The 23,820-nt window shown below is 39.6% G+C and carries 18 protein-coding genes and 1 CRISPR repeat array; of the genes, 11 read left to right on the top strand and 7 right to left on the bottom strand.

The annotated features are described in order from the left end of the window. Positions 1–85 precede the first annotated feature (85 nt). A complete protein-coding gene (locus RMZ41_RS29075) occupies positions 86–271 on the bottom strand; it encodes a hypothetical protein (RefSeq protein ID WP_322641664.1) in 186 nt (61 codons plus the stop codon). 596 nt (positions 272–867) lie between these two features. On the opposite strand from RMZ41_RS29075, the gene xth reads away from it, so the two are divergent. Continuing rightward, a complete protein-coding gene (gene xth / locus RMZ41_RS29070; protein WP_322641665.1) occupies positions 868–1,650 on the top strand; it encodes an exodeoxyribonuclease III in 783 nt (260 codons plus the stop codon). A gap of 345 nt (positions 1,651–1,995) precedes the next feature. Here the strand turns inward: xth and RMZ41_RS29065 are convergent, their stop codons facing one another. From RMZ41_RS29065 to RMZ41_RS29055, 3 genes are all read right to left on the bottom strand, one after another. Further along, positions 1,996–3,084, bottom strand: a complete 1,089-nt coding sequence (locus tag RMZ41_RS29065; protein ID WP_322641666.1) for a T3SS effector HopA1 family protein — start codon at positions 3,082–3,084, stop codon at positions 1,996–1,998. 82 nt (positions 3,085–3,166) lie between these two features. Then, positions 3,167–4,408 (bottom strand): aminoglycoside phosphotransferase family protein, encoded by a 1,242-nt coding sequence (locus RMZ41_RS29060; protein WP_322641667.1) that lies wholly within the window; start codon positions 4,406–4,408, stop codon positions 3,167–3,169. Between the two features lie 657 nt (positions 4,409–5,065). Beyond that, positions 5,066–5,929, bottom strand: a complete 864-nt coding sequence (locus RMZ41_RS29055) for a WYL domain-containing protein (protein WP_322641668.1) — start codon at positions 5,927–5,929, stop codon at positions 5,066–5,068. Positions 5,930–6,111: 182 nt separating this feature from the next. On the opposite strand from RMZ41_RS29055, the gene RMZ41_RS29050 reads away from it, so the two are divergent. From RMZ41_RS29050 to cas2, 9 genes are all read left to right on the top strand, one after another. Beyond that, positions 6,112–8,805: a CRISPR-associated protein Csc3 gene (locus tag RMZ41_RS29050; RefSeq protein ID WP_322641669.1), complete on the top strand. Its 2,694-nt coding sequence runs from the start codon at positions 6,112–6,114 to the stop codon at positions 8,803–8,805. A gap of 19 nt (positions 8,806–8,824) precedes the next feature. Then, positions 8,825–9,853 carry a type I-D CRISPR-associated protein Cas7/Csc2 gene (gene cas7d, locus RMZ41_RS29045; RefSeq protein ID WP_322641670.1) on the top strand — a complete coding sequence of 343 codons (1,029 nt, stop codon included), beginning with the start codon at positions 8,825–8,827 and terminating at the stop codon, positions 9,851–9,853. Between the two features lie 2 nt (positions 9,854–9,855). Next, on the top strand, positions 9,856–10,614 hold the full coding sequence (gene cas5d, locus RMZ41_RS29040; protein WP_322641671.1) for a type I-D CRISPR-associated protein Cas5/Csc1: 759 nt from the start codon (positions 9,856–9,858) through the stop codon (positions 10,612–10,614). Further along, entirely contained in the window at positions 10,607–12,886 is a 2,280-nt protein-coding gene (gene cas3 / locus RMZ41_RS29035) for a type I-D CRISPR-associated helicase Cas3' (protein WP_322641672.1), read from the top strand. Before cas5d ends, cas3 begins: the two co-directional genes overlap by 8 nt. A gap of 79 nt (positions 12,887–12,965) precedes the next feature. Beyond that, complete coding sequence (locus RMZ41_RS29030; protein ID WP_322641673.1) at positions 12,966–13,586, top strand: 2OG-Fe(II) oxygenase; 621 nt, start codon at positions 12,966–12,968, stop codon at positions 13,584–13,586. Further along, positions 13,576–14,412, top strand: coding sequence for a CRISPR-associated endoribonuclease Cas6 (gene cas6 / locus RMZ41_RS29025; protein ID WP_322641674.1), 837 nt, complete (start codon positions 13,576–13,578; stop codon positions 14,410–14,412). The genes RMZ41_RS29030 and cas6 overlap by 11 nt, the downstream gene beginning before the upstream one ends. A 31-nt stretch (positions 14,413–14,443) precedes the next feature. Beyond that, positions 14,444–15,037: a CRISPR-associated protein Cas4 gene (gene cas4 / locus RMZ41_RS29020; protein ID WP_322641675.1), complete on the top strand. Its 594-nt coding sequence runs from the start codon at positions 14,444–14,446 to the stop codon at positions 15,035–15,037. 168 nt (positions 15,038–15,205) lie between these two features. Further along, complete coding sequence (gene cas1d, locus RMZ41_RS29015; RefSeq protein ID WP_322641676.1) at positions 15,206–16,210, top strand: type I-D CRISPR-associated endonuclease Cas1d; 1,005 nt, start codon at positions 15,206–15,208, stop codon at positions 16,208–16,210. Positions 16,211–16,262: 52 nt separating this feature from the next. After that, a complete protein-coding gene (gene cas2, locus RMZ41_RS29010) occupies positions 16,263–16,550 on the top strand; it encodes a CRISPR-associated endonuclease Cas2 (protein WP_322641677.1) in 288 nt (95 codons plus the stop codon). A 268-nt stretch (positions 16,551–16,818) separates the two neighbouring features. After that, positions 16,819–19,483: a CRISPR direct-repeat array (repeat unit 37 nt; unit sequence ATTGCAATTCATCAAAATCCCTATTAGGGATTGAAAC). A gap of 164 nt (positions 19,484–19,647) precedes the next feature. Here cas2 and RMZ41_RS29005 read toward each other — a convergent pair. Further along, positions 19,648–20,271, bottom strand: a complete 624-nt coding sequence (locus RMZ41_RS29005; protein ID WP_322641678.1) for a class I SAM-dependent methyltransferase — start codon at positions 20,269–20,271, stop codon at positions 19,648–19,650. 94 nt (positions 20,272–20,365) lie between these two features. Here RMZ41_RS29005 and hemH point away from each other — a divergent pair, with 94 nt between their 5' ends. Further along, complete coding sequence (hemH, locus tag RMZ41_RS29000) at positions 20,366–21,532, top strand: ferrochelatase (protein ID WP_322641679.1); 1,167 nt, start codon at positions 20,366–20,368, stop codon at positions 21,530–21,532. 119 nt (positions 21,533–21,651) lie between these two features. Here hemH and RMZ41_RS28995 read toward each other — a convergent pair whose 3' ends face one another. Both RMZ41_RS28995 and purB read right to left on the bottom strand, forming a co-directional pair. After that, the gene (locus RMZ41_RS28995) at positions 21,652–22,191 is read right to left on the bottom strand and encodes a DUF4126 domain-containing protein (protein WP_322641680.1); all 540 of its coding nucleotides are present in this window, start codon (positions 22,189–22,191) and stop codon (positions 21,652–21,654) included. A gap of 299 nt (positions 22,192–22,490) precedes the next feature. Then, positions 22,491–23,786 (bottom strand): adenylosuccinate lyase, encoded by a 1,296-nt coding sequence (gene purB / locus RMZ41_RS28990; protein WP_322641681.1) that lies wholly within the window; start codon positions 23,784–23,786, stop codon positions 22,491–22,493. Positions 23,787–23,820 lie beyond the last annotated feature (34 nt).

The raw sequence follows: 23,820 nt of genomic DNA, 5'->3' as shown, positions 1-23,820 counted from the left end.
CCTATCAATTAGCTCCATCCGATTTTACCAGGCGGAGTTAATTCATAGGTCTAAACAAATTTTATTAATCTAAAAATAGGAAAAACTAAGTATTTACCACTGGCTGGGGAAGCACTCCGGTGTTCCGGGTATCCACATTAGGCAAGCGAGTAGCAGTTAATAGTGGCACTTCTTGTCGGCAAGACAGGCAAAACCAATATAGTTCACCATGACGAGCATGACGCAGGAGGGAACCACCGCAGCATGGGCAAGTGTTGGCTCTCGTACTCATACCAATGTCCTCCTTAAAAAAATTTGTTGTTTTAAATTCAGCAAAAAAATCAGTTGATTAAAAATTGATTTTGGTAGCATGAATGCGACCATTCGATTCTATGCGGTCTTTAATAATTTGTCTGTAAACAACTTCATATCCGTTAACCATTTGGCTAATCCATGAAATTGTCCTCAATATAATGAGTTGCATCATTATTCTATGAGAATAAAGCATTTCTACTTACTCCTTTGACATTTAAATTAACCTAAAAGGCTACTAAAAGCGTAATAAAGGTTAACCATCCTGCAAATTTTTTACCGACAAATCTAAACAACTATCGGCGAATGTCAACTTAGAGCCAGACTTATAACCTATAGCAAATCAATTACTTGTTGCATCTGTCTTGGGGATCATAATGAAGTAGAATATTTTGTATCGGAACTTACAAAATTGAATATTTTGTAGCTGATAATACTAAAATATTTAATGGGATCAAATGATTAGAGGTTTGTTTAAAGGTAATTGGCAAATAGAAAAGAAATTATAAATATTAAGTAATTGTACAATAATTACATAATTTGTAATTATTAATTTACAAAAAATTCTGATAACTAATGAAAATCGCTACTTGGAACGTCAACTCAATTCGCACTCGTCTCGAACAGGTTACTGATTGGTTAACTAACAATCCTGTTGATGTTCTCTGCTTGCAAGAAACCAAAGTTGCGGATGCCGAGTTTCCGCGATCGCCTTTTGAGCAGTTGGGCTATAACCTTTATATATCAGGACAAAAATCTTATAACGGCGTAGCCCTGATTAGCCGCCAGCCACTTTTAAACGTAACTAGCGGATTTAGGGCAATTTTGCCAGATTTACACCACGAATGGGACGAGCAAAAGCGCGTAATTACAGGTGTAATTGATGGTATTCGGATTGTTAACTTATATGTTCCCAATGGTGCAGCAGTAGGAACTGAAAAATATGAATACAAACTGCGCTGGTTAGCAGCGCTACACGAGTATTTGCGATTGCTAGTGCTGTCAGAATCTGCAATTTGTGTTTGCGGTGACTTCAACATTGCCTTAGAAGATAAAGATATTCACGAGCAAGTGAGTACAGAAAATCACATTATGGCAACAGAAACCGAGCGCCAAGCCTTACGCGATATTTTGAAACTAGGATTTGCCGATGCTTTCCGCAAATTCACCACAGAAGGCGGAAATTATAGCTGGTGGGATTATCGCGCCGCCGCCTTCCGTCGCAACTTAGGTTGGCGGATTGACCATCACTACCTCACACCCGTACTGTATGACCGTGCTACAAGTTGTATTATTGATGCCGCACCCAGAAAATTAACCCAGCCCAGCGACCATACGCCGGTAATTGTCGAATTTTAAATTTGGGAATTGGGAATTGGGTATGGGGTATGGGGAAGAGGGGAAAACTGGTTGCAACTTCTCCTCTGCTCGCTAATCTCTTAATACTATTGGTAAAGGATTAAAATGGAATCATTTCTGTAAATTAGTAACGCTGAAAAAATCTCAAAATAGTGGATATTAAATTAACCTGCGTGCTGAACTTTTAAGTAAGAATCAATGATGCCTTTAAATATAAGACGTAAACTTAGTCTGCCGTAGACATCGCTAGGTTAAAAATTCTATGAACTAGGTTAATTTCAGTATCAACTCTATAACTTAAACCTCTTAACGATGCCCAATTCCCAATTCCCAATTCCCCATAAATCAATTTAACGGCTTATATATATCCTCTGAACTAGGATTGAGATAAGGACGCTGTAAATCTATTAGGTGTCGGGCAAAGTGTTCGTCAATCGTCCTCATCCGTTCTTCCATCGCATTCTTACCTATTTGCCAAGCTTCTAACAAAGCATTAGCAACAATTTGGCAACGGTTCATCCCAAAACTTTCTTGTGCAGCAAACTTTTGGGTTGGTTCTTCGGCTAAACCTAAACCTGGGGCTAAAAATTTGGTAAACAAAGGGATTTCAGGCTGGAAATGAGATTGATTTTCTAGGTAAATTGTCTGAAGGATTGTACGAATTGCTGGATAATCGGGGAGTTCAAAGTAGAGTAGCCCCGAATCATAGCGTCCGTATGCACAGGGATTGTGAAGAACCTGAAAGCTAAAGGGAATCGAGGCTGCATTCAATTGCAGTGTCAGGCTTTCCATGAGAGCGATCGCACCAGATGGGGTAAAGTTAAAGTAAATTCGCCCTGCTCCCAAATCAGCATCGGGGTTACTTAGCTGTTCCTGTCCGACATTGCTAACTGCCAAATAACAGCCATTTTGCATTCTATTTTTGGGCATCCAGATTGCTACCATGTCACCCACTTTGGTAGATTTCTTGCTGGATTTTAGATGGCAATCTGGCTCAACATAAAGTGTTAAACCGCCTTTAGTCACCGCCATAGTACCATCAGGTTCTTTCCGTAATACCTGCCATCGAGGGTCAAAGTAACCTATGCCGTGATTACTGGCGTGCAATTGCTCATAAAATTTCCAATCAATTTCTAAGATAGAATTATCTGCTAAATTCTGCTTCGCTGGGCAATTACTATTATCATTATTGACTGCTAAAGTACTTTGTAGAGAGCCATTGTAATAGATCCCATAAAGAAAGTTTCGCAGCAATAGAGTGAGATACTTCTGTTGCAAATCTACAGAATTTTGCTGAAATCTATCGGCGACTTTAGGCGGGAGAGCAAAAGGTTGATAATTGGGATGATAAATACAAAAATTTGGCTCAATCTGAATATTCTTAGCAATATCGAATAGAGAAGTTAGTGGTTGATTGATAGAGTAATTTAGCATTAATCCATTTAGAACTCAAACTTTAAAAAACAGAATTCAGGAGTCAGGAGCCAGAATTCCAGAATTGTTCTACTCCCTGTCACTAACAACCGCGAAGCCGAGTTTTTTCGTAATAAAGACGAAGTAGCTGTGGCTCCTTTACGGGTTGAGTAAGTTTCTGAACTTTTTCCACAGGATTCAGAATTTCTAACTCTGATATTCCGAAAATAGTTAGTACACCTTGCTGCGGCATAGTTAGTAAATTTTTAGCCACTTGCAGCATACAAATATCAGCATTATTAAAGGATTTCCGGCAGGTAATCATATCCTGAATTTGATGAATTAGTGCCAGCCCCGCAAATTGAATAACGCGCACAATAAAGTCACTGCGGTATTCCAAAATCATGGGAAAAGCATTTAAATAAGCCCTAATTAGAGCAAGAATTGAAGGTTGTAAACTCTCTAACGGTGTCAACGCCAGATTTAGAGATTCTTGTAACTCAATGGTGGGATCTACTACCAGGCTATTAAGCCAAATTCTTAAATAGCTTGCTAGTAAAGTTCCTAAATCAAAAGCTGGATCTCCCCAAGAACAAGCTTCCCAATTGATTAGTTTTACTAGGCAATTGTCTAGTTTCTCCCATCTGGAATGAACTAAAATATTGTTCAATTTCAGGTCGTTGTGAGTCAAGCAGCAAGGATTCCAGTTATATGCCAAATCTGCGATCGCAGATTCCAAACTCTCAGACTGTTGGTATAGGAGATAAAATTTCAGCGCATCCGTGGGAACCGTCCCAAAAATCTCCGGCCCAATTGACTCTACCCCTTGCGCCGGATTGTAAAAGCTATAGCGAAACTCTCCTTGGGGAGCAGTTGCCATAAAATCCTTATATTCTCGGCGGTTGTAGGTTGCGCGATGGAGTCCCGCTAAAGTAGTGCCGATGGCAGTAGCAATTTCTTGTGGACAAATCCCATTGTTGTGGTAGAATGTCGCAAGTTCTCGATATTCACTTAAGTAGTTACGGACAAGGATGGAGTTTTCTTCGTCAAAATGGACTACCAATGGTGCGATCGCAGAAATATTGCCAAGAACGGGAAACTGCTGGAGCAACTGATGAAATAGCCACTCCTGAAACAATTCACGAGGAGCTACGTCATTGTTTTTAACGTTACGTTCTTGTTTAACGAGCAGTTTACGATTATCTGCTAGAGTCACGAGTAAATCGAAATTGTTCTTACTACTTCCTGGCAACTCAGATTTATCTGATGCGTCATCTTCTGAGCTACACAGCCCCGCTTCTTGCAGATACTGGATAACGTTATGAGAAGACAGTGATAATACCATGTATTATTTCCTACTTCGTTAAATTACTTAAACTTATCTATGTCGGTATTTGCTTGTACTTTCCAGTTATCGGTAGATAGTGAATAACAATAAAGATTTGTACAATCTACTAATATCCCATCTCTCCGATAAAAACCTGCCAAAATGGTACAAATTCCTTTACAATTGCTTTAAAATTCACTCCTAAATACGGTGACATCTTTGCACTTTCTCAGCATAGTTACTTAGATACATCTAGAGCAAGTTTAGTGGTAGAGCCTTTTGATGTAGCAGCATCTCCAGCAAAAAACTGATTAGCGGCAGATGTTATTTAGTGTTCAGTAGTCATGCTGAAGGCGGCGAAGAATTTCAGTAATCCTCCGTGCTAGGAAGCATGACATTCAACGCTATTATTTTTATTTATCATCCCAAAGCCAAAAAAACCGGAATTTTTAGGCAATTAGTAATTATTTTTTTCTTTAATTTTCAGAATTGATGTCTGTAAGCCTTGTTATTACGTCATTTGTCTTACTTACGTAGTGTACATGGCTATAGGCGATCGCAGACAACGGTTACATGAGTGCATCTTATGGAAATGTAGTTTTGTCAAGGTTGAAAAGATTTCTCCCTGGTTTTGCTATGTAAAACCGTCCCTCTCCAAGTCGGAGAGGGAAAGAATTAAGACCTGGTTTCGATATCGTATAAATTGCAGAGGGTGAGAAGTTTTTGTTTGAGGCGATCGCGCAGACTCTCAGGTGATACAATCACGCAATCTTCCCAATACCGCGATACTTCTCGAATCAGCCAGAAAGGATTAGCTACTCGCCGCACGACCTGACGCACATCATTAATCATGTCATCCTCAATATCATCTTCTTTGGGTTGATAAGCTTTAGCTAGCCAACCCCGAAAGTGTAATTGCACTTTTATATAATCAAGTTCACCCCGCCAATCTCCACTTGTCGGGACAACAGACTTAATTCGTTCAAAGCTTAAGCAACGATTGTGCCAAAGTTTGGGTAACTCTGGGATATCGTTTTCTACGTCTGCTGTCTCTTCGCACCAAATCATGAGATAAAAGCGTTTCTCAAAAAACTTCACCTCAGCGTGACGAACTTTGTAATCTAATTCCTGACCTTGAGAGTTGAAATAGAGAAGATAGAAGGGCTGTTTTGCTTTACTTAGTTCTTCTATCGTATTTCGCCATTCTTGGATAGGTTGACTAAGTTGTTTCATCAGCAATTGACGAAGAGGTGCTTCAAGATTGCCACGTTCTAGCAAAAGTGCAAGTACAGTTTGCGCTTCTCCTATATGGCCTGCATCGTTTAAAGCTTTTATTGCCTGCTGTAAGGCGTTAAGTTGGTTAGAATCAAGTGTAAAGGGCTTTCCAACCTCTACAGATTGTTGTGCGATCGCTACTATTAAGCCCGAAATACTGGGTTCTTTGCCCCAAGTTATATTGAGTTGGCGAGCGATCGCTTCTAGTTGTTCCTTAGTTCCTGGCGGAATTGACAGTGTAATCGTTTCTTTTTTTCTAGGCATTTATAAAATGTACTTGCACTTTTGATTTAGTTGTGCCATATTCATAAATGTAATTATAAATAGTCTGATTGCAAAAAAGTGCAGTGAGATAACCTTGCAGATTAAGGTTATCTCAGTATAAGCACTCATCTCAAAAGTTGACTTTGCAACCTAGACTCGATTTTGGCTCGAAATAACTGTATATGATCAAGCGCAATAGGCTTTTAAATAGCTCTCCGAAAACCTTAGAGGAGCGTTATTTCACTGAAATTCGCCCCCAGCTTTACGAAAATCATGCACATCGTCATCAAACTGGTGTGAGAACGGGTACAACCCTTGCAGAACACCTCGATTCTGCGTGTCAGTTCATTTTGACAGTTAGCCGAATAGCAGAAGTTCCAGAAGATAAAAGACCTTTGCTACTAGCTGCAACTGCTGTACATGACCTGAATAAATTAGATACCAAAGGACGCAATGTTAAAACCCTGGCTAGAAATCAGGAATTTTTACGAGAACAACTTGAAAAAACTTGTGTACTCACCTTTGTCGTCTCAGAAGATGATTTGGAGTTAGTTAGAAAGCTAATTGAACGCCATTCAGGTCATAACGTCAGCGATGGAGCAAGATTTTTACCAGAAGACCCAAATATTGAACGTTGGGCAGCGATGCTTACAGCTGCGGACTTATTTGATTTAGGAATTCCAGATGCACAACGTTTTCGCAAACTGGAAAAAGAATTAACCGTTGCTTTTGGGCGAAGCTGTAATCTTTTTAGAATCCGCATCTCTGAAGATAAAGGCTATATTACAGCCCTCTTGCTGGGTGCTTGCGAAGAGGTTTTGCAAAAATATGGGTTAAATCCTTTAGCAATTTTCCCTGATGGCGAACTTTTTGAAGGAGAAACTTTACCAAATGTTAATTTGACAAAAGAAATAGCTGCTGTTTGGCAAATTAAAATTGACCAAGTTTTTGGAAATAATATCGAAAGACTTGTTAGAGCTACCAAGGATGGTATTAAAGTTACTTCTCAAGCTATCCAACAGAATATTGAGGAAGTTTTGGTAAATGTTGAGGCTCTTTTAGAAAGAAAAAAAGCTGGTTATAAATCAGACAAGATTGCTAAGGATGTAACTAAATGGGGTGAAGCGGCTGGTGCAGATGCACTAATCAAAGCGACTGAACTTCAATTATTACCTGTAAGTAACGCAGAAGAATTTGCTATATCTGAAGGGTTGAAAGCAGCTTATCTTAGTTACCGAGAAGCCGGATTAAGCCCCAAAGAAGTTTGGGATAAAATCGCTCATTATACAGGTATATCTGAACTTCAGCGCACTGCAATTGAGCCATTTAATGGTCAATATGGGCGACCTTTATTTGCTGCTAAGGCTGCTGTTAAAGGAATTGAGGGTATTAGAGAAGCTCTACAAGAATCTTTCCAACTAAGAAAGGAAAGTACACAAATATCTGAAGAAACAGAAGTATCTGAAGAAATGATTGCAGCCGTTAGCAGAATGGTAAATTTACCTTTTGCTATTCGGTTAAATGGAGGCAATGATTTAAATGCTTATGTAGAAGCAAATCCTAGACAAAGATGTTCTTTAGGTTCTACTTCCACTGATATAGATGAGCTAATTTCAGATAATATGCCTCCTGGTACAAAAGTCCAAGCTTTTTCCAACCGCTTACCGGGTGGTATCAGTGCTGAACCGAAAAGACAAGCAGATTCAATTGCTGCTTTAGCCTACCAATTAATGGCAGTCGGGGCAAATTTTCCTGCTGTTAAAAAACAAGACCCGCTTTATTTACACTTAGCATTACCTAAAGGTTCTGCTCCAGAACTGTTGAGAATTTGGCGTGGACTTTTAAAACAACTTGCAGCGACAAATGCTGAAGGTGGTACTGTCACTATTGATGAATTGAAATTATATAAAGATAACCAGCTTGAATTTAAAGCTAACAAAGTAGTTGGTTTAGCATTACCAAAACGTCCTGATTTTGTTCATACATCTGTCATTATTCCTTTACTTTGGGGAGATGTTAATAATTCTTTAGCTTTACTGAAATCACTAAGACTTGCTTTAGAAATTTCCTTATCTTTAGATATTGGCTTTCCTTTTACCTTGAGTAGCAATCTAGAGGTGGAGTTATTTAGTGATGTTTACGGACGAATAGAGGGAATTCCTTCTGCGCTGCAAACTTTATTAGGAAATGGACAATATCAGCAACGCCAAGATGCAGAAAAAATTCTTGAGCGACTACGTTGCATTGGCAAACTAGCAACATCTGTTGCAAGTATTCAGAAAGCTGATGATTGTTTGTATGATTTGGCTCGTGCTTGTGTCAGACCCATTGAACTTTATTATGTCTTACTACGTTGGACTCTGCGAGAACAAGACGAACCAAACTTGAGTGTTATTTGGAGTCGCATTTGTGAGCCGTTAAATAGTTTACTGGAGAGCCTTATGCCGGATGAAAACTTACTTTTAACTAAATATCTTCGAGAAGCTGCTCAAGTTGCAGCAGAGGGAAAAATTTGGGGAAGTTCTTTTAAACGAACTGCTCAAGCAGAACCGTTTACAGCTTTTATTGCTGCTATTCGTTCTCAAAAGCCTTATTTGGGTTTAGATGTAATTTTTGCCGCTTTAGTACAGCAATATCATACTCGCTTAGACCGTATCCGTGAGCATGGTGTAGGTGCAACAAAGTATGAACAAGTCAAGCGTTATTACGAGCTATTACGAAAACTATATGAGGAGGTTTATTCAGCACGTCCTGAAAAGTTTTTATCTGACCAAAAAACTTTAGAAGCTGCTTATTTATTCTTCCTTGAAGAAGCACGGAAACAACTCAAAAGTCAATCTGAAGATGATTCTGTCGAAACAACTACAACTGTTTAAATAATTAGGAGTTTTCATCATGTCCATTTCAAAACTTTCTTCAGTTCTAGCAACAAGTTATGAGAATTTTCCCAAAGGACGTTTTATAACTTTAGTGGTTTTAAGAACAACCCATTCTGAAACTATCTTTCGCACAGAAGGTTCAGGTGAACCAATGTGTAGCGAATTTGTCCAAGCTGGTTTAGAGGGTGAAAATCAAAAAACTATAATTCAGCGCTTGGTGATGACTAAGCGCAAACAAGTAGCACCAGAAAGACGCTATGGACGGGAACATTTAAGAGCGCATGAGCTTTTATATACTAACACCAAAGATGGTTCTCTTTGTTCTTTAAATACTAATGCACCTTGTGAAAAGTGTGTAGATTGTTTCCTCTACGGCTTCGCGGCTGGTGGTGGTGGCGCTCAAAAAAGTCGCATTTGGACTGAAGATGCTTTTAGTATTTTACCTGCTAGTGATGTTGTAGGCGATCGCACCATAAATGCCATCTACGAAACCGGCACAATGCGCGATGAAAAAGGTAACGCATCAACAGCTTTAAATACCAGCGAATACATCAAACCAGGCGTGCATTTTCTGGATGTTGTCACCCTCAAAGATGTAACTGCTGATGAACTGCGCTATATCATCGGTAATATTCTTTTTACAAGTCGTTATGGTGCGGTTTCCAGTCGTGTTGGACGCATGGAAAACGAGATATTAGGTGTATTTGGTAGTATTACCGAACTTCCTAGTTCTCTGGAACTTGTACAAGCTACTTATGATGTCTTAGGTAAGCCTTTAGAACATCCCTTGAATATTAATCAATTAATTACAGCAAGTAAACAAGTAATTGCTAATTGGAAAAATAAGAGAGGAGTTTCTGTGCAGCTATCTGAAGAAGAATTAGCAAACTTACTAACTGATGTAGAAACTAATTGGTCAGAAGCTGAACGTGATAATTTTCTCAAGCGTTTAACCCAATCTTATGAACCCTTCCGTCAGGTTGCAACTGAAAAGAAAAAGGCTAAGGGTAAAAGTAAAAATACACCAGTTGAAGTAGAGAGTTAAATATGTCAACAATTCCTTTTCAGCAGGCAAAACTTGTTGAATTATACTGTCTTGAACCAGTCTTTTTTGCCTCTAGGGAGTTGTCTGATACCTATTACACTGAGGGGGTAATTGGGAATTATGCTCTTACCTATGCTTTAGGTTGGGTAAATTCCCCCTATCGCCTCCAAGGTCAGGCTACAGGACGACCAACCTACAAAGAAGATTTCCAATCAATAGCACAGGATTTTTATATCTTACCAGCTTCACCAGTAGGTAGTGTGACATTCAGATTTGAACGTTTCAATGCTCTTTCTGATGCTTACTGGTATGCAATGACTAATAACCGTGTTGCTACGGCGCGAGAAGATTTACCATTACAACGCCAAGGGAAAAAACCAAGTTCATTTAGACCAAGTAATTTTCCGCAAACTGGAAGATTACGGATGATTGAACGCAGAAACAAATTTCAAACTTTGGTATTTGGAAATCATCAATTACCAAATTATATTCGCCTTGGTAAATTCATGAGTAAGGTCAAGGTGAATGTGCTTAATGAATTTCCTGTGACTTTACTACCAGAAGATGAATATCAAAGTCAACACTATCTAAATGCTGCTGATTTACCACAGCAAATAGAGGCTTTAGCGTTCGATTTAATTTCCATTCCTCCTGCACCCATCATTAAAAATCTTCGTTTTCGGGGTGCTGCTTGGCAAATTGGAGAAATAATTGTACCAGCAGATTTGCATTTTTGTGGTAGAGAAAGTAGCAATGAGTAATCAAAACTTAGTTATCAGATTAGAACCTCGCAGTATTTCAGCTTGTGCATCACCAGATAAAATATCTTTCATAAAGAATGCACTTCAACACCAACTAGATGTATTTGAACAATCGCCAGATGCAGACATTATCCTTGATTTAGCACCAACTGGCACAGGTAAAACTAAAGCAGGATTAGCAGTATTAAAACATCAGCCGAATAACAGTGCTGTTTACATTGCTCCCACGAATGCTTTAATTGAACAACAAACAGAAGCAGCAAAACAGTTTGTTCGTGATGCTAATTTACCTCATGTTGTGAAATCAGCTTCAGCTAAAGATATTAAAAGCTGGCCTGACAATAAAGTTGGCCGTCGTTCAGGAGAAAAGCTGTATAATGTTTTGCGAAATCCAGCTACAATTTTCAATGATGTTGGGGCAAATACACCAATTCTTTTGGTAACAAATCCTGATATTTTTTACTATGCAACTTTCTTTGCATATAACAATTTGGATAGAGGCAATATTGCTGCTGGTTTTTACACCAAGTTTTCTACAGTCATTTTTGATGAATTTCACCTCTACGATGCTAAACAGCTAGTAGGAATGCTGTTTTATCTTGCTTATTCTCATGTTTTTCGGTTTTTTGAAAATGGACGCAAGGTAGTTTTACTCACAGCAACACCAGAACCAGCTTGTGAATTAGCATTGCAAAATTTAAAACAAGCTGGCGTGAAAATAGCAAAGATTGATGGAGAAGCTGGTAATACTAATCTTTTACCATCACAAACAGCAGTTAATCTAGAATTAAGACCAAAACCTGATAGTAAGGAAGAGTGGTTAGCAGAGTTAGCAGCAAAAGTTGTCCAACGTTTTCGAGAAAGACCTGATGAAAATGGTGCTGTAATTTTGGACTCTCTCGATAATATTAATCGTTTATCAGATTTACTGCGCCAGCAAGGACTTGGTGATGACATCGGACGCATTACAGGCCCTGCACCCAAAAAAGATAGACAAAGGGCTATGCAATGTAAAATCATTTTGGCTACTAGCACGGTAGATGTAGGATTTAACTTTGAAAGACATCCTGAACCGAAACGGCAAAATTTAGATTGGTTGATTTTTTCAGCACGCGATCGCGCCGCATTTTGGCAGAGAATTGGTAGAGTAGGGCGTGTCTTGGGTAAATCTGAAACTAATATTGATTCAGAAGCCATTGCTTACTTACCCGCTAACGCCTGGGATGAAGGCTTAACGTCTCTAGATACGGCTGGGGGACGTACAGCACTAAAAGACTTACTCGAAACACTTCCTTGTTTGGATAAGCCTTTTTTAAAAGCTTACTGGCGTTCAGAAGCATTTCTAGAAATTGCCCGTCCCTTGTTGGAATTGGAAGAAATGCTTGAAGGTTTAGCTGAGGAAAAATTGATTTTGGATTTGTTCAATACTCTAAAATCTATTTTTGACGGAAACAGAACTTGGGATGATTATCGCTATAGAATGAAACTTTTGAGAGGTGCTGAAACTATTGCGAAAAAAACTCCTAAAGAAATCAAAAAGGATTGGAAGTATATCAAAGGTGGTCAAGCCTTTGTTAAAACTTTTATCAAAGCAAATTTTAGTGAAGATTGGGCAGATTTACAAGCCGGACGAGCCACTATAGAAGAATACGTAAACTCATTGCTTAAACAAGATGATGATGTAATAGCTGAATTAAAAGAATTTGCTGAAGTTTTTAGTACCAGTTATGCACCATTATTTGATTTTCGCTCTAGTCTATTTGAAAGTCTTTCCATTTGTGACCCTCATGGTTTTATTTTAGATGAATCAGAGGAAACAAGACTAGATCCTTTTCACCTATTGCGCTATTACGAATTTATCCAAAATGGTGATTATATTGAAGTCACCAGTCGCGCTACTGAAACTTATCAATTGAGTTTTCGATTGCGTTATACTGATAACTGGCAAGAATTTATCAGTACAGAACTGAACAAACTAACAGCTTTTAAAAATTGTCAAATTATCCGCAGTGCTGGAGGAGCAATACGACCCACACCTCTAATACAAGCTTTGAATAGACATCTTTTACCAGGAGTAATTATTTGCCCAAGAACAAATGCTGCTGTTATTTTTCAATTAAATAAACAAGGAATTGTTTCTTATCCAATAATCATCGATTGTAATGATATGGAGAAAGAATATAGATTTTTTACAGGCTTGTCAGGAATTTTAACAATGGCAATGAAGTTTAAACAATTACGTCTTCCAGATGATGAAGTTTTTATTGCATGATAAATAATTAAATTCTCGCACCAATGGTGCGAGAATTTGTAGAACATCAATTTATAAGCATATTTCTCTCACATCCCCAGTGAAACACTATCAACAACAAACCAACGCCTTCCCCAGCGATTACCTTAACAACTTGTGGGGAGAAATCCAAGCTTGTCCTTACTTTGCTATCAACAACCTGAATCGCGATTTTGTCGCCACGAAAGGATTTTCTGTAGTATTTCAGCGTTCTGGATTAGCAAAAGTAGAACAGCAGTTTCCCTACTTCAAACCTTACCTCGATTTGGCTCTCCAGCCGAGTTGTAATGCTTTTTACCTCAATCCTTTACAGCTAAAAGAAGGCTCCCGCGTCGATCCGCATATCGATCGCTCCTTACGTTCCTACTCCAAAACCATTGAACCGCCTGCGGTTGTCAGTGTCCTTTATGTGCGCGTACCTGCGGATATGGAAGGGGGAGAATTGGTATTACGATCGCACAAACGCCAACTTGGGCAAATTAAGCCCCAATTCAATACTTTGGTTTATTTTCAAGGTGATTTAACCCATTCGGTTAACGCTGTCAAAACCCCAGGAAATCGCCTAAGTCTCGTTTGTGAACAGTATAGTTTGAGTGAAACTGAACTCCAAGAAATCCCTGAGTTCACTGTAGAGTCAAGAAGCACTCAGTCTACAACCAAAAAAAGAAAGTATGCCTCATAGTTTAGTGTTGAATTTGCTACCTCAATCGCCCATTCCACCACAATATCTCACTGGTAGACATCTCCACGCCTTGTTTTTAACCCTCGTTAGTTCTGTGGATAAAGAACTAGGCGATCGCTTGCACGATTCCACCGCAGATAAAGCTTTCACCCTTTCCCCTCTACAAATTAATTCCCCTCTTTTAAAGGGGGGTAGGGGGGGATCTAAATTGCAATACTCACATCAACAACCCATTCCCGCTGGAACTCCTTGTTGGTGGCGCATCTCTTTATTAGATGACACTCTATTTGGCAAACTTACCCAACTTTGGCTAAATCTTAATCCCAATCGCCCTTGGCATCTTGGCCCGGCTGACTTGTATATCACCAGCATTCAAGGCACACCCCAATCTATTCAACCTTGGGCAAATGCCAGTACTTACGCTCAATTATACGAAGAAGCTAGCGATCGCAATTCTTCCATTAACCTTACCTTCTCCACGCCTACCGCCTTCCGTCAAGGACAGTATGATACTACTCTTCCTACCAGGGAATCTGTTTTCAATTCCCTACTTTCGCGGTGGAATAAATACAGTGGTATAGAATTTACTCAGATTGCAATTGAATCAATATTTCCTTCTTTTGTCAATATTCACACAGAAATATTAGCAGACTCTCGTAGTAAATTTATTGGCATTCTTGGCGAAGTTACCTACAAGATTTTAGGGACAGTTGAACCAATACAAATTAAGCAAATTAATGCTTTAGCTGACTTTGCTTTATATACTGGTGTCGGCAGAAAAACAACAATGGGTATGGGTATGACGCGACGGCTGTATTCTCCCTAATTTCAACAATCATTTAAAAACCACCTAAGTTATGAACCAAACTGAATATATTTCCATTGCGGCATTGAATCAATATGCCTATTGTCCGCATCGCTGTTGGAGGATGTTTTGTGCAGGTGAATTTACCGATAATCAATACACAATTGAAGGCACAACATTACACGAGCGCGTCCACACTACAAGCGATATACAGCGAGGGGAAACTTGGCAGATTCGAGCAATTTGGCTGAAGTCTGAGCAATACAAACTCATCGGCAAATCTGACTTAATTGAAGCCGAATCAGGTGAAATTTATCCAGTGGAATATAAACGGGGACGTAAGGGCGAATGGGATAACGATGAATTGCAAGTTTGTGCCCAAGCCTTATGTTTAGAAGAGATGACAGGACAACCTGTAAGTACTGGATATATCTATTATGCCAACTCCCATCAACGGCAATTAGTAGAGATTAATGCAGAGTTACGGCAAAGTGCGATCGCTACTATTAAATCTGTCACAAATCTCCTAGAAACAGGAGCAATGCCAAAACCAGTTTACAGCAAACGCTGTCAAGGATGCAGTCTTTATTCGCAATGTTTACCCAAAGCAACTGATAAAGTCAAAAGTTATCAAGAAGTCAATTAAATCATACTCCAATACAGTTCAGATAATCCCAAACCTATCATGTAGAGACGCGATTTATCGCGTCTTGAAAGACCAATTATCTACACCAACAGCCCTTGCTAACCGTATTGAATTATACCCAATAAATCTATTTCCTCAAACCCAAATTATTACTAGGAATCATCAAAAATGGGAACACTTTACGTAACACATGCTGATGCTTTTATCGGCAAAGTTGACGAACGTCTCACCGTCAAAGCCGAACAAAAAACTATCATGGATATCCCTTTAATTAAACTAGAAGGAATTGTAGTATTAGGGCGGGCTACTATTTCTCCCGCCGTTGTTAGTGAACTTTTAGAACGTCACATTTGTTTAACATTTCTCACACAAAACGGACGATATTTAGGGCGTTTAGAACCAGAAGTTACCAAAAATATCTTTGTTCGCAAAGCCCAATGGCAAGCTGTGGGAGAATCAGAACCAGCAATACATTTAGTTAGAGGATTTGTGCGGGGTAAATTGAAAAATTACCGCCATAGCTTACTTCGCACTCAGCGAGAATATCCTGATACTGACCTGAATAATAACATCACTCGATTGGAAAACGCGATCGCACCCATCGAAAAAACTAGCAGTATTGATTCCCTCAGAGGCTTAGAAGGTGCTGGTAGTGCAGCCTATTTCGGTTGTTTTCAACAGCTAATCAAAACCCCAGAATTCCGATTTGAAGCCAGAAAACGCCGCCCACCAACCGATCCAGTTAACGCCTTACTGAGCTTTGGGTATTCATTGCTACGTCATGATGTGCAAAGTGCTTTAAATATAGTTGGCTTCGATCCTTATCTAGGATACTTACACGTTGAACGTTATGGTAGACCTTCCCTAGCCTTGGATTTGATGGAAGAATTTCGTCCTTTAATAGTGGATGCTGTAGTTTTGTCGCTGATTAACAAGCGATCGCTAACCCTTACTGACTTTACCACCGAACCGCTCAGTGGTGCTGTGTCTTTAACCAAAGAAGGACTGCATACATTTCTTCGCGCCTACGAACAAAAGAAACAATCAGAGTTCAAACATCCAGTTATGGGAAACAAATGCACCTATCAACAATCCTTTGAAATTCAGGCGAGGTTGTTGAGTAAATACCTGATGAACGAAATCGATAAATATCCCCCTTTAGTTCTCAAATAACTTATGATTTTTCCCCATTCCCAATTCCCAATCCCCAATTCCCACTCCCTTCATGTATATTGTTGTCAGCTACGACATTCCAGAAGATAAGCGTCGGACTAAAATCCATTCGATTCTTAAGTCTTACGGACAATGGATGCAACTGAGTGTGTTTGAGTGCAATATCACTTCTACTCAGTATGCTAAACTGCGATCGCGTTTAGCCAAATTGATTAAACCCGATACTGACAGCGTGCGCTTTTATTTTCTCTGTGGCTGTTGTCAGGGAAAAATCGAACGTATTGGCGGAGAACAGCCAAGAGACGAAACAATTTTCTTTGCTGAGTCCCCTTCTGGCTAGGTTTCTGTATTTAAAATGCGCGGAGGGGTAGGTGTACAAATTCCACAGCCCTAAAAAAGTGCTTCTATCCCAACTACAGTAAGGCTTTCAACCCATTAGTCGCTTAATCCTCATCCGCGCAATCTCTGAAATGCTTATCGAAAAACGATTTCAGCCTTTAAATTTTCCTGGCGCTCTTTCCAAACGAATTCTCTAATGCTATGATTGCCCTTGAACCGCGAAACTGCACCTTGAAAACTAAATACAGCTTGGGTTTCAGGCTCTTGCTATTGCAATTCATCAAAATCCCTATTAGGGATTGAAACTAGCTGGGGCGATCGGAAGCGGCAAAAGCTTCACCATTGCAATTCATCAAAATCCCTATTAGGGATTGAAACGAATCAAAGCGACCTAAAGCAATGTCGGTTGCGATCATTGCAATTCATCAAAATCCCTATTAGGGATTGAAACAAAAATGTAAGGCAGCAATACTCTCTTGGCTGGAATTGCAATTCATCAAAATCCCTATTAGGGATTGAAACTAGTATCAAAATCCATTAACTCTTGTTTATATCTGAATTGCAATTCATCAAAATCCCTATTAGGGATTGAAACATCAAGTGCCGAATCACTTTAGGAGGTCAAGAGCTATTGCAATTCATCAAAATCCCTATTAGGGATTGAAACTTAGAAAATTACTAGTGATTAAAATCCCTGGTAGATTGCAATTCATCAAAATCCCTATTAGGGATTGAAACTGAGAGTAGCTTGTATAGTCTGAATCATTCCATGTCATTGCAATTCATCAAAATCCCTATTAGGGATTGAAACATCAACCACTAGCGTGTGAGCGCATCTTTGTTGAATTGCAATTCATCAAAATCCCTATTAGGGATTGAAACGACTTGATCCAGCCGATCGCTGGGAAATCTTTTAATTGCAATTCATCAAAATCCCTATTAGGGATTGAAACGAGCAGTCGCAATTGCAAGCTTCGGTCTACAGTTATTGCAATTCATCAAAATCCCTATTAGGGATTGAAACTACGTCGGGATGCCATAGCAACCGATATCTCATTATTGCAATTCATCAAAATCCCTATTAGGGATTGAAACTCAATGATGACATTCACCTACCAGAGAAATGTGAATTGCAATTCATCAAAATCCCTATTAGGGATTGAAACCGATTATGAAACAAACAACGCTATTCGATTTACAAATTGCAATTCATCAAAATCCCTATTAGGGATTGAAACTATGCAATCATACGGAGAGGATGGCGGGGTGCAAGATTGCAATTCATCAAAATCCCTATTAGGGATTGAAACTGATTTTTGAATATTCACCATCAGTCAATACTGCATTGCAATTCATCAAAATCCCTATTAGGGATTGAAACTTACCAAGAACAGCACCGACATCAATAGGCGTGCCATCAAGATTGCAATTCATCAAAATCCCTATTAGGGATTGAAACTTCTTTTGATTCCCCCGCTAACTCGCTTAAGGCAAATTGCAATTCATCAAAATCCCTATTAGGGATTGAAACGCGGAATTAATCAAAGCGAGAAAAATTGCTAGGATTATTGCAATTCATCAAAATCCCTATTAGGGATTGAAACCAAGCTGCTGGCACAGATCCCGGAGTTCATCAAATTATTGCAATTCATCAAAATCCCTATTAGGGATTGAAACAAATCAATTTATTCCCAAAGAAGAAGTGGGGCAAGTCAATTGCAATTCATCAAAATCCCTATTAGGGATTGAAACACACCAATATATTTGGAGATAGCAACCATAATAATATTGCAATTCATCAAAATCCCTATTAGGGATTGAAACGCTTTCTTTATGGAGGTTTATGTAAATCAGAGAATATTGCAATTCATCAAAATCCCTATTAGGGATTGAAACATGGAAATGCAAAGCAGATACAACCCCAAGTTTGATTATTGCAATTCATCAAAATCCCTATTAGGGATTGAAACTTTCGAGAAGACTCTAAAGCAGAAAGGAAACGGATTGCAATTCATCAAAATCCCTATTAGGGATTGAAACGAGTAATTCTGTAGATTGCCCCTACGGAGAAATAATTGCAATTCATCAAAATCCCTATTAGGGATTGAAACTTTGATAATACCACTTGTACTTAAACCCACTACAAGCATTGCAATTCATCAAAATCCCTATTAGGGATTGAAACATCTCTTATTAAGACAAGTGCCCTTACTCCTCGCATTGCAATTCATCAAAATCCCTATTAGGGATTGAAACAGAAGGAATGCATGGGGAATATCTAAAAACAGGAAATTGCAATTCATCAAAATCCCTATTAGGGATTGAAACAAGTTCAAACCCCTCGGTTGCTGCATATTCTTTAACATTGCAATTCATCAAAATCCCTATTAGGGATTGAAACAGCGCCCCACTGTGGCTATTTACTTTGGAATGGCGATTGCAATTCATCAAAATCCCTATTAGGGATTGAAACCTTTTTTAATAAGCCATTGAACAAAGGTGTTAGGATTGCAATTCATCAAAATCCCTATTAGGGATTGAAACGTATCGAAGCATGTAACGGTATGCAGACACCTCTCATTGCAATTCATCAAAATCCCTATTAGGGATTGAAACCTTTTGCCAGTTCAGTGCTAATGCTTCGCCTGCTATTGCAATTCATCAAAATCCCTATTAGGGATTGAAACAACGCTAAGTTACTAGGCAAGGATGAGCATCTATCATTGCAATTCATCAAAATCCCTATTAGGGATTGAAACGGACAACAGTGCCCAATGTGGGAGCCACAATCATGAATTGCAATTCATCAAAATCCCTATTAGGGATTGAAACGAAGCTCTTAATCCAATTGCTTTAGCTGCTCTTACATTGCAATTCATCAAAATCCCTATTAGGGATTGAAACACCATCAAAATCCCTATTAGGGATTGAAACTAAAACACAAACTTTGTATCAAAACGATGATACAGATATGTCTATTAATTCCTGTGTCATGTTTATCAACCTCAAAATTTAATCATGCTAATTTGAATATAACAAATACTCATCTTTGATTGATAGAGCAGGTAAGATACCTGCTCTTGTTTAGACGGTATACTTCACTTCTTAGCCTGTATCACTTGCAAACTACCACCTGCATACAAAGTTGGCTCACTCACATCAAACCCAACCTCATTTAATAATCCAGCCAAATCAGTTTTCAACAATTGCCAAGCTGTTTTTGTTTCAAACAACAACAAAAATAGCGATATCCCAGGCCAAAATATTGGATTTGTAGGAGCATGAAAATCCACCAGCGTAAATACCCCTCCTGACTTCAACACCCGATAAACTTCATTAATAATTTTTTGTAATTGCTGAGGCTCCATCTCATGTAATGCAACGCTAATATGCACCACATCAAACAGATTATCTGCAAATGGCATCTCCTCGGCAAAAGCTTCAACATAAGACGCTTCAGGAACATTTAGCCGCGCCCGTTGCAAAGACTTAGGTGAAGCATCTAATCCTGTAACATTTTGTGAAAGTTTTACTAAAAATTGCGTAGTTTGACCACTACCGCAACATAAATCTAAAACCTGAGTATCTGAGTGAATTATTAAGCCTTGCAAAGCAAGTTGCCGAAAACGGGCTTCACCACCTAAACTTAAGGCTGCTAAACGAGAGATACCATCATAAAGCCACTGATAGCGGTAACTCCAATCCCTTAAAATTGTTGCCATTGCATATTTCCTTGCTATTAAGCTTTATTATTTAATAAAGATATATTGTTAACATTAGTAAAAAATCTGAAAAGATTGGGGGAAAGTAACAGCTATGGGTCGTGTAGGCGTATTATTACTCAATCTCGGTGGCCCTGATAAGCTAGAAGATGTTGGGCCGTTTTTGTATAACCTATTTTCCGATCCAGAAATTATTCGCCTACCGTTTCGCTGGTTGCAAAAGCCCCTAGCCTGGTTTATTGCCTCACGGCGAACCAGAACATCTCAAGAAAATTATAAGCAAATCGGTGGTGGTTCCCCACTGCGGCGGATCACAGAAGCGCAAGGGGAAGCTTTAAAAGAACAGTTAGGTCATTTAGGACAAGAAGCCAATATCTATGTGGGAATGCGTTATTGGCATCCTTATACAGAAGAAGCGATCGCACAGATCACGCAAGACAATATAGAACACCTGGTAATCTTACCACTATATCCCCAGTTTTCTATCAGTACTAGTGGTTCCAGCTTCCGGCTTTTAGATAAACTTTGGCGTGAAGACCCAAAACTTCAGCCCATTGAATACACCGTTATTCCTTCTTGGTACAAACAACCGGGCTACCTCCAAGCAATGGCCCAACTCATAGCCCAAGAACTTGAGCAGTTTCCTAATCCAGACGAGGTTCATATATTCTTCAGCGCTCACGGCGTTCCGAAAAGCTACGTTGAAGAGGCTGGCGACCCTTACCAGCAAGAAATTGAGGAATGTACTGCTCTAATTATGCAGACCCTCAATCGTCCCAATGCCCACACATTAGCTTACCAAAGTCGTGTCGGCCCAGTAGAATGGCTCCAACCGTATACTGAAGATGCGCTCAAAGAACTAGGCGCACAAGGCGTTAAAGATTTAGTTGTCGTGCCTATTAGTTTTGTCTCAGAGCATATTGAGACATTGCAAGAAATTGATATTGAGTATCGGGAAGTAGCAGAAGAATCAGGAATTCACAACTTCCGCCGCGTTCCTGCTCCTAATACCCATCCAGTATTTATTAATGCACTTGCAGACTTAGTGATGGATGCGTTGAAAAATCCCAGTTTCAAGCTTTCGCAAGCTGCCCAAATGAAAAAAAGGGTGAAAATGTATCCCCAAGAACGTTGGGAATGGGGTCTAACCACTAGCGCTGAAGTCTGGAATGGTCGGATTGCCATGCTAGGCTTTATTGCCTTAATCATCGAGCTAATTACCGGTCATGGCTTTTTGCACATGATTGGACTTTTGCAATAAAGGGAATTGTTAATTGGAAATTGTTAATTGGGAATTGGGAATTGGCCATAGTTTATTATCATTGTCTTCCCCATTCCCCATTCCCCATTCCCCATTCCCCATTCCCCATTCCCCATTCCCTATCCCCTTGTGTGATACCAGTCATACCACTGCTTGGCGCTACGAACTGCAAACCAGAGCAGTATTAAAGCAATTAATCCTCCTTGCCAGGGAGCATCAAAGGCAAAAAGTACTAGAGCAATACACAAGGTATCTTGAAGAAATACTGCCCACAAGGGTAAGCCACGTAATCGATAGAACCAACCAACTTGAACTAGCTGGAGTACTAAAGCTAATGAACCGCCAACACAGGCAATCAGCCAGTTTGGTGTTGCTGTTGCATTAGCTACTGCTAAACCCATAATTGCCCCCACAATGGGAGACATGAATAACTGAACTAGTTGTATTAATCTTTGCCCCCATAGCTTTTTTGAGGCTAATAATTCAACTAAAGACCAAAAGCTGAGGCAACCTAACAATATTGGTGAGGAAATGTGAGATAAAATCGGAACTTGTGACCATAAGTTACTACCTTGCAATAGTCCAATAATTAGCAAAGGTATGCCTATTCTCATTCCTGCTGCGGCAGATGCAGAAAGTGTGGCTAGGATTTCAATCATTAAGGTACTCTTAGGATTAACAAATAAGTAAGTATTTGTTATGTATACTACCCAGTGTTAAGAATAATTCCAGCATCAAACATCCAGTCTTCAGCAATGCAATACTAAATATTTTTGGTATTTTTATATATCTTTTTTAACGTGGGTTAAATGGTTCATATAGTATCCGTCTAATCAGCCTTTCGGTTAAGACAAGAGACGCGATAAATCGCCGTCTCTACAAAGGACTGCTTATTGTTTATTTCTTGAATCAAAAGTTTGTAGTCAGCGCTTAAACGCTGACTACAAGCCAATTAATCCTAAATTCCCAGTCGTTGATAAATTTCTTCTAAATGCTGGAGATGCTGCTGGGGGTCGAAACAAACTTCTAGTTCTGCTGGAGACAACTTTTCGATAACACGAGGATCTTTGCTAATCAAGTCCTGGAAATTGCCTCCTGGCTTGTTCCAAGCGGTGTGAGCGCTTTCTTGAACGATCGCATAAGCTTCTTCGCGGCTGCTTCCTTTGTCTATTAAGGCAAGTAGCACTTTTTGGCTGAACACAACGCCACCGTAGCAGTTGAGATTTCGTGCCATGTTCTCAGGGTAGACCAATAGGTTTTTCACCAAGTCGGTTATTTCTGATAACATAAAATGCGTCAAGGTGCAAGCATCTGGCAAAATTACCCGTTCTACAGAACTGTGGGAAATATCCCTCTCGTGCCAGAGAGCAATGTTTTCTAAGGCTGCACCAGCATGACTTCTCACCAGTCGCGCCATCCCCGTTAGCCGTTCCGAACGAATGGGGTTACGTTTGTGTGGCATGGCTGAGGAGCCTTTTTGACCTTTGGCGAAGAATTCTTCAACTTCCAAAACGTCTGTTTTTTGCAGATTGCGAATTTCTACAGCAAAACGTTCGATGGATGCCGCTACCAAAGCTAATTGTTGCACATAGTCGGCGTGGCGATCGCGGGAAATAACTTGTGTTGAGGCCGTATCGGGTTGGAGTCCGAGTTTCTGGCAAGCGATCGCTTCTACACGGGGTTCAACATTGGCATAAGTTCCCACTGCACCAGAAATCTTACCCACGGCAATAGTTTGACGGAGAATTCTCAAGCGTTCTTGATGTCGCAACACTTCTGCTAACCAGCCAGCTAGCTTAAAACCAAAAGTAATCGGTTCAGCGTGAATACCGTGCGATCGGCCAGCCATCACTGTATGACGATGTTCCCGTGCTTTTTCACGAATTACCTGAATCAAATCTTCTAGACGTTGCAATAATAGATCCAGGCTGGCAACCAATTGCAGTGCTAAAGCTGTATCCAAAACATCCGAACTGGTTAAACCCAGATGAATATAGCGTCCGGCATCACCTACATATTCGTTGACATTTGTCAAGAAAGCAATGACATCGTGGCGGACTACAGCCTCAATTTCTAACACCCGCTTGGGGTCAAAATCTGCCTTAGCCTTAATTTCTTCAACTGCCTGAGATGGAATGTAACCCAATTCAGCTTGAGCCTCACAAACAGCAATCTCGACTTGCAGCCAAGTTTTTAGTTTATAGGCTTCACTCCACAGATTAGCCATTTCGGGCAAAGTATAGCGCTCAATCACAGTTCGGCACAGAATACAACCGTCATATTTTACA

It is taken from the genome of Nostoc sp. DedVER02 (assembly GCF_034530675.2).
Taxonomy (GTDB): Bacteria; Cyanobacteriota; Cyanobacteriia; order Cyanobacteriales; family Nostocaceae; genus Nostoc.
This window is presented reverse-complemented; position numbering and strand designations above follow the sequence as displayed.